Origin of the sequence: Massilia sp. CCM 8734, from assembly GCF_011682155.1 — a bacterium.
Taxonomy (GTDB): domain Bacteria; phylum Pseudomonadota; class Gammaproteobacteria; order Burkholderiales; family Burkholderiaceae_D; genus Telluria_A; species Telluria_A rubra.
In genome coordinates, this window is record NZ_WHJI01000005.1 from 250,153 (window position 1) to 257,144 (window position 6,992).

The window sequence follows — 6,992 nt, forward strand, 5'->3', positions numbered from 1 at the left end:
GGTCATGCAGAGTGCTCCTGAAAAGGTAAGTACATATCGTGTCGGAAACGCAGGGTGCGCAGGAATTTATCGACCGTCTCTTCCCACTGCGCAAACTCGGGGATGTCTTTCGGCCAGCCGTTTTCGTAGTCCTCGATGCCAAGCGGGTCGAGTACCAGCGCCAGCGTGGCCATGGTGTAGCTGAGCGACCAGCTTTGCAGCGTGTTGGCCGCGCAACCGGCCTGGATGCGGCCGACCACGGCCTTGGACAAGGCCAGCGGCCAGTTGCGCTTGGCATTCTTGGCGGCATCGTCGAGCAGGTCGATCAGGCTCGAATGGGCGCGCATCCAGGCGGCCGGGGTGGCCTCGACCAGGGTGCGCAGCAAGTCGTCGGCGGCGTCCGGCGGCAGGGTACCGAACAGGCTGAAGAAGTCGCGCGGCATGTGGGTGTGGATGCCGGTCGATTTCAGGTACAGGTCGAGGAAGGCGGTGAACCATGCGTGCAGGCCGGCATCGTAGCCGGCTTGCAGGCTGCGCTGCAGCGCGCTCGACCAGCCCAGCAGCAAGGTATGTTTGAACTCGCTGGCCATGGCCAGCGCCAGGCAGGTGCGTGGCGAGGCATCGAAGGTGCTCGACCAGTGCGTCGGCGGCACGGCGGCCAGGATATCGACCAGCCAGCCCGATTTTTCCCCCATGGCGGGGTACAGGCCGGCGCCGACGCCGTCGCGCTGCATGCTTTTGTCGCGCTCTTGCGGCACCTCGGCCAGCAGGTGGGCCGTATCGCCGTTGCGTTCGACGCGCAGCAGCGGCATGGCGCGTTCGCGCATGCGCCTTGCCAGTTGCGCGCCGGGCAGGCCGGCCAGCAGGCGCTGCGCCACGGTGCGCACTTCCTTGCGCTTGTCGTCGAGCGCGCTTTCCAGGAAAGCTTCGTCGGCCAGGCTCAGGCCGACCGACAGGCAGCCGAGCAGGGTGGCGCGGTGCTCCGGCGTTTCGCTGCTCCAGGTCGCTTGCAGGGCCAGCAGGGCGGCGCCGGGATCGCCTACGCGCATGTCGCCTACGCGCATGTCGCCTACGCGCATGTCGTTGCCGCGCATGTCGCGCAGCGCCTGCGCGCGCTGTTCGATATTGCCGTCTTCCCACAATGCCTGAACATCACTGGAGTCGGCGCCGACCCAGTTCCAGTCGGGATTTTGCTGCGCCAGCCAGTGCCCGCGCGCGCCCAGCACGCCTTCGATCAGCGTGCGCAGGGGACGCTGCGAGGTGCCCAGGTCCAGCACGCCCGGCAGCAGGCGCGGCGGCAGGCGGCAGCGGTGGGCGTTGGCCAGGCGCAGCCATTCGGGGCGCACTTGCGGATATTCATCGAGCAGCAACAGCGACAGTGCCTTTTCGGCTTGCGCCGGGCAGGGCCGCAAGGCATCGCTGTCGCCGGACGGCGTTACCGGCGCGGCAGGCCCGGCGCTGTCGGGCTGGTAGCCGGCGCGCTGCCACAGGGCGTGCGCGGCCAGCGAGAGCCACAGGTTTTCCTCTTGCGGGGCGGCGTTCGCGCCGGGACGGCCGCGTACGCTGTCGCGCAGGGCCAGCGGCAAGTCCTCGTCGAAACCGGGGGCGGCGCGCGAGGTACCGATTTGCAGGGTTTGATGGATTTTTATCGGGAGCGGGGAACTCATGCTACGGTCTCGTTGTCAAAATGATGCAAGCGGCCTTCGGCGAAGACGGCGAGCGGGACGATGGCGTAGCCGTCCCACTCGCCCATCACCGTGACCGGGTGGCCGCCGCTGAGCGCGAGCAGCGGCCACAGGTGGCGAAACAGCGCGTGCAGCGGCAGAATGCGGCCATCGGCGCAGGCAAGATGGGGCGCCTTGCCGGCGTGCGGCACCACGGCGTCGAGCAGCAGTGGAAAGCGCTCGATGAAGGGGTTGCGCGCCAGGGCGTCGGCGCAGGCGGCCAGCGAGGCGTCCAGGGTGGGGGCGGGCGCCAGCGTTGTGTCGAGCGTGCTGAAGGCATCCTGCTGCTTGATCAGGGCGCGCAGCGGGTAAGCGCTATGGTAGAAGCACAGTTCGCCGTCGAACTGGGTGCCGGGTACGAGCACCTTGTCGTAGCCCGCGCTGCCGGCGGCGTATTGCACGATCATGGCCCAGCGTCCGCTTGCTTGCCCGTGCAGCCAGCTAGTGCGTGCGCGCACGCGGTCGTTGTCGCTGGTGTGCTGGGCCAGCACCTGCCAGCGGTCCTGTACGCCGGCCTGGGCCAGTACGTCCTCCTGGCTGACGGTCCAGCCGACCAGGGCGCGCACGTCGCTTTGCAGTTCCGGCGCCAGCTCCGGCAGGCGGCGGCAGGCGGTGCCGAGCAAGTAGATCGCGGCCAGTTCGCGCGCCAGCTGGGTTTCCCAGTCGGGCAGATTGGTATCGAAGCACATGCCGCTGGCGCGGCGCAGGCGCGCAGCCAGGCCGCCGGCCTGGGCGTCGACCATGCGGGCGGCAATGTCGTTCCAGAAAGACGGGCCGCGTGCGCGCAGGGTCGACAAGCCCTCGCGCGCCAGGTCTTCCAGCCAGGTTTGCAGCTCGTCGATGCCGGCTGCAACCTTGTTGTCGCGCTTTTCCTCGCGCTTTTGCGCGGCGGCCGCTTGCGCGGCGGCTTGCTCGGGCGTGGTGCCGGCGGCTTTTTCGGCGGCGGTTTGGAGTTTTTTCTCGGTGCGCTGCTGGCGGCTGTCGAGCCAGTCACTCACCCACTGCGGCGGCGCGGCGGTTGCGAAGAGCGGGCCGTTGCCGGCGAGTAGCAGGTACAGGCCGATGCCATGCTTGCAGGGAAACTTGCGACTCGGGCAGGAGCACTTGAAGGCAGGTTCGCCGAGGTCGATCTGGGTGCGGTAGGGGACTTTGCCGCTGCCCTGGCATTCGCCCCACACGGCGCTGTCGGTCCGGCCCAGGTTGCCCCACTTGGCGGGTCCGGCCAGCTGGCTGCCGGCTTTGGCGGAACTCGCATCGGGCGCCAGTGCGAGGATTTGATCGGCGTTCAAAGTCATGGAGAGGAACAATGCCCGCGGCCAAAGACCGTTGGCAAATGATTAAAGATAGTAAGTTAACCGTTGGTGGCCGTTTTGGGAAGTCCTTTTTTGCCGGTATGCAGTAAGAGCGGGGGCCAGGCAGGACCGGTTGCGCTGTCCTGGCCGGGCCACGGCTGGCCCGACCCGGCCGGGCGTGGCCCGACGCGGCCCAACGCGGCCTCACGCGGCCTCACGCGGCCCGGCCCGGCCCGGCCTCACCTGGCCCAGGCTGGCAAGGCGCGGTCCCGTATGGATCGGTCCGGTTCGCCCCTCAGGCGTTGCCTGTCCAGAGCGCTTGCGCGCGGGCAAACACGGCGGCGCTGACCTGTTCGCCAAGCTTGCGGCCGTCGACGCTGGCGCGCTCGAAATGAATGCCGGCGTACACGCGCGAGATGCCCGCTTCAAGCACGGCATCGCTGAAGGTTTCCCACGCCAGGGTGACCGGCGCGCTTGGCAGGGCAGGGTCGATCAGCAAGGAGCGTGCCGGTGCGGTGATCTGGTGCTTGAACGTATCGCTGCCGGTAAAGCGGCGCAGGATGTCGGCCGAGGCCGCGCTGAAGGTGCTGTGGCCGGATACATGGTCGGGAAAAGCCGGCGTCGCCGGACTGGGCAGTTGGAAGGGCATCCACGCTTCGCCCGCGACCGGCCGCAGTCCGCCGGCCGGGCCTTCGGGGCCGAAGCTGTGGATGGTGCGGCCCTGCATCAGGTAGCGGATCGCGCTGATCGGGCGGGCTGAATCGTAGGCGCGCTTGGCATCCCAGGCGGCGATGCTGGCATCGAACACCGCGTTCGACAGGGCGAAGAACAGTTTGACATCGTCATCGTCGGTGTAGCCGTTGCGCTTCGAAATCACCTGCGCGCAGCGGCACCAGTACGAGCCGGGCGGTTCGCCGATGGTGCCGCCGGCCCAGACATCGGCGATCACCTTCTGGCGCTCGGTCATGGCGGCCTGGACTCGCACCATCTGTTCGGCCTGGTCGATGAATTCCTGGCTGCCGAAGGCGGCCGGAGCCGGCGGGCGGAACTGGCTGCCGGAGCCCAGTGCGAACGGGCGCACCTTGCCCCAGAAAGGTAGCAGGTACGCTTGCGTGCGGCGCACGCCGGCAGGATCGATGAAGGAGAGCGGTTGCCACATGCCGGGGAAGGGAATATTGCTGCGTGGCGTGGGCTGGGTGACCAGCAATGGCGGATTGCGCGGCTGGTAGCCGCTGTAATCGGCGAACGGGAGACCACCTGGCGTCAGCTTGCCGTCCTGGTTGGCGCCGTCGTCGCGGCGCTGGTCGAGCACCGCACGGGCCGCGATCGTGCCGAGGCGCGGCGCCATGGCTATGCCGTTGAAAGCGTCGATCGGTTTGCTGTTGACCGTGGCAAGCTGCGCTTCGAACACGGCTTGCTGGCTGGGAAACTGGTCGAGCAGGGCCGTGTAGGCGGCAAAGCTCATCGCCAGGGCCTTGTTGGCGGGCGTGCGTTCCGCAATGGGCCGGCGCAACTGGGCCCCCAGGTACTGGCCCAGGGCCACGCTGTCGTAGGCGGCCCAGGCTTCGTACATGGCGCTGTGCGCGATCGCCATGGCGCGCGCAGCGATCGGCGGCGGCACGCGGGTGGCGCGCACAGCGTCGAGCATGATGTTGTCCCAGGCAATCACCGTTCCCGACTGCGTCGGTTCTTCGGGCGGGGGAGCGGGCGGCGGATGGTGCGAGCCGCCGCCGCAGGCCGTCAGGGCGCTGCCGAGGGCGGCAGCGCCGCTCATCGTTAAGAAGGTGCGTCGTTTCATGGTCGATTCCCTGTGAGATGGCTTCCGGCCGGGAAGCGCGGGGATGCCTGGCGGCATGGGTAAGCTGAGTAGGTACGGGTGGACGATAGCGCGCCGCCGTTGGCGCGGTGTTGCGGCGACTCAGTCGGGGACCAGCAGCAATGTCAGCGTCAGGATGGGGCCAGCCTGGTCCGCCGTCTCTGGCACGGCGCGGCGGCGACGCTGTAAAATACTTCTCTTTATCTCAGCATACCGATCCCATGACCGTCGTCCGCACCCGTTTTGCCCCCAGCCCGACCGGCTACCTCCACCTTGGCGGCGCCCGCACCGCACTCTACAGCTGGGCATACGCCCGCCATTTCGGCGGCGCCTTCGTGCTGCGCATCGAAGACACCGACGTCGAGCGTTCGACGCCGGAAGCCGTGCAGGCCATCATCGAGGGCATGCAGTGGCTCGGTTTGAGCCATGACGAAGGCCCGTTCTACCAGATGCAGCGCATGGACCGTTACCGCGAAGTACTGGCCCAGATGCTCGAAGCCGGTACCGCCTACCACTGCTATTCTTCCAAGGAAGAAGTCGACGCCATGCGCGAACGCTTCACGGCCGCCGGCGAAAAGCCGCGTTACGACGGCACATGGCGTCCGGAGCCGGGCAAGACCTTGCCGCCGGTACCAGCCGACCGCGAGCCCGTGGTGCGCTTCAAGAATCCGCTCGACGGCGATGTCACCTGGAATGACGTGGTCAAGGGACCGATCACGATTGGCAACAAGGAACTGGACGACCTCGTGATCGCCCGTCCGGGCGGCGTGCCGACCTATAACTTCTGCGTGGCGGTCGATGACTGGGACATGCAGATCACCCACGTGCTGCGCGGCGACGACCATGTGAACAACACCCCGCGCCAGATCAATATCCTCAATGCCATCGGCGCAGCGCTGCCGCAGTACGGCCACCTGCCGATGATCCACGGTTCGGATGGCAAGAAAATTTCCAAGCGCGACAAAGGGGAGAAAGTTGTTCCGGTCAACATCATGGACTATCCCGCCATGGGCTATCTGCCGGAAGCGTTGCTGAACTACCTGGCGCGTCTGGGCTGGAGCCACGGCGACGATGAAGTGTTCTCGATGCAGCAGTTCTGCGAATGGTTCAATACCGATCACCTGACGTCGTCGCCAGCCCAGTTCGACCTGGAAAAGCTGGCGTGGGTGAACAACCACTATATCAAGCAAGCCGACAACACCCGCCTGGCCGCACTGGCGCGTCCGCGCATGGAAGCGCAGGGCGCCCAGTTCGACGGCGCGCCGGAACTGGCCGACGCGCTGGCGCTGATGAAGGACCGCACCAATACCATCAACGAACTGGCGGACGCCGCCATGCTGTTCTACCGCACGCCGCAGCCGGACGCCGCCCTGATGGCCCAGCACCTGACCGATGCGGTCAAGCCGGCACTGGCGCAGTTTGCCGAGCGTTGCGCCACGGTCGAATGGACGCGCGAAGCGCTGGCCGCGATGATCAAGGAAGTGCTTGCCGCTAACACGATCAAGATGCCGGTCCTGGCGATGCCGCTGCGCCTCTTGCTGACCGGCCAGTTGCAAACGCCGGCCATCGATGCGGTGCTGGTGCTGCTGGGTCGCGAACTGGTTCTGTCGCGCCTGAAAGCTGCCGTATAAATTGTTCCGCCCGGGGCTTTGCATATTGCAAGCCCTAGTATATAATTCTGCTTCTTCGACGGACGGGGGTATAGCTCAGCTGGGAGAGCGCTTGCATGGCATGCAAGAGGTCAGCGGTTCGATCCCGCTTACCTCCACCACTAATCGAAGCAGTAGTGCGCAGTTGTAGTAGATTGCAGATAGATGCCACTATCTGAAGCAGTACCGGGTCCCCATCGTCTAGAGGCCTAGGACATCACCCTTTCACGGTGAGTACAGGGGTTCGAATCCCCTTGGGGACGCCAGGATTCGAGTGGTAAAAAGTAGCAAGATGCAGTATAATGCGGTCGCAGTTTAGTATCACTAAACGCCCTGATACGTCAGGGTTTTTTATTGGTGCGGTATGGCAGGTCAGGATGTAGAATACATCCAGGACAGATTTCTGTCCCCATCGTCTAGAGGCCTAGGACATCACCCTTTCACGGTGAGTACAGGGGTTCGAATCCCCTTGGGGACGCCAGTAAGTGTGAGAAGCCGCCTTGTGCGGCTTTTTGCATTGTGCGATCGATCC

At 66.0% G+C, this 6,992-nt stretch carries 4 protein-coding genes and 3 tRNA genes; 4 read left to right on the forward strand and 3 right to left on the reverse strand.

All coding sequences use genetic code 11. The annotated features are described in order from the left end of the window. Positions 1-2 precede the first annotated feature (2 nt). From F2P46_RS07500 to F2P46_RS07510, 3 genes are all read right to left on the reverse strand, one after another. Complete coding sequence (locus F2P46_RS07500; protein WP_166886916.1) at positions 3-1,646, reverse strand: DUF5691 domain-containing protein; 1,644 nt, start codon at positions 1,644-1,646, stop codon at positions 3-5. Beyond that, positions 1,643-2,998 carry an SWIM zinc finger family protein gene (locus tag F2P46_RS07505; RefSeq protein ID WP_166886918.1) on the reverse strand — a complete coding sequence of 452 codons (1,356 nt, stop codon included), beginning with the start codon at positions 2,996-2,998 and terminating at the stop codon, positions 1,643-1,645. Before F2P46_RS07505 ends, F2P46_RS07500 begins: the two co-directional genes overlap by 4 nt. A 292-nt stretch (positions 2,999-3,290) precedes the next feature. After that, positions 3,291-4,793 carry a vanadium-dependent haloperoxidase gene (locus F2P46_RS07510; protein ID WP_166886921.1) on the reverse strand — a complete coding sequence of 501 codons (1,503 nt, stop codon included), beginning with the start codon at positions 4,791-4,793 and terminating at the stop codon, positions 3,291-3,293. A gap of 239 nt (positions 4,794-5,032) precedes the next feature. On the opposite strand from F2P46_RS07510, the gene gltX reads away from it, so the two are divergent. From gltX to F2P46_RS07530, 4 genes are all read left to right on the forward strand, one after another. Next, complete coding sequence (gltX, locus tag F2P46_RS07515) at positions 5,033-6,442, forward strand: glutamate--tRNA ligase (protein ID WP_166886924.1); 1,410 nt, start codon at positions 5,033-5,035, stop codon at positions 6,440-6,442. Positions 6,443-6,506: 64 nt separating this feature from the next. Then, positions 6,507-6,582 (forward strand) — tRNA-Ala (locus F2P46_RS07520). A 68-nt stretch (positions 6,583-6,650) separates the two neighbouring features. Further along, a tRNA-Glu gene (locus F2P46_RS07525) sits at positions 6,651-6,726 on the forward strand. A 139-nt stretch (positions 6,727-6,865) separates the two neighbouring features. Further along, positions 6,866-6,941 (forward strand) — tRNA-Glu (locus tag F2P46_RS07530). Positions 6,942-6,992: the final 51 nt, after the last annotated feature.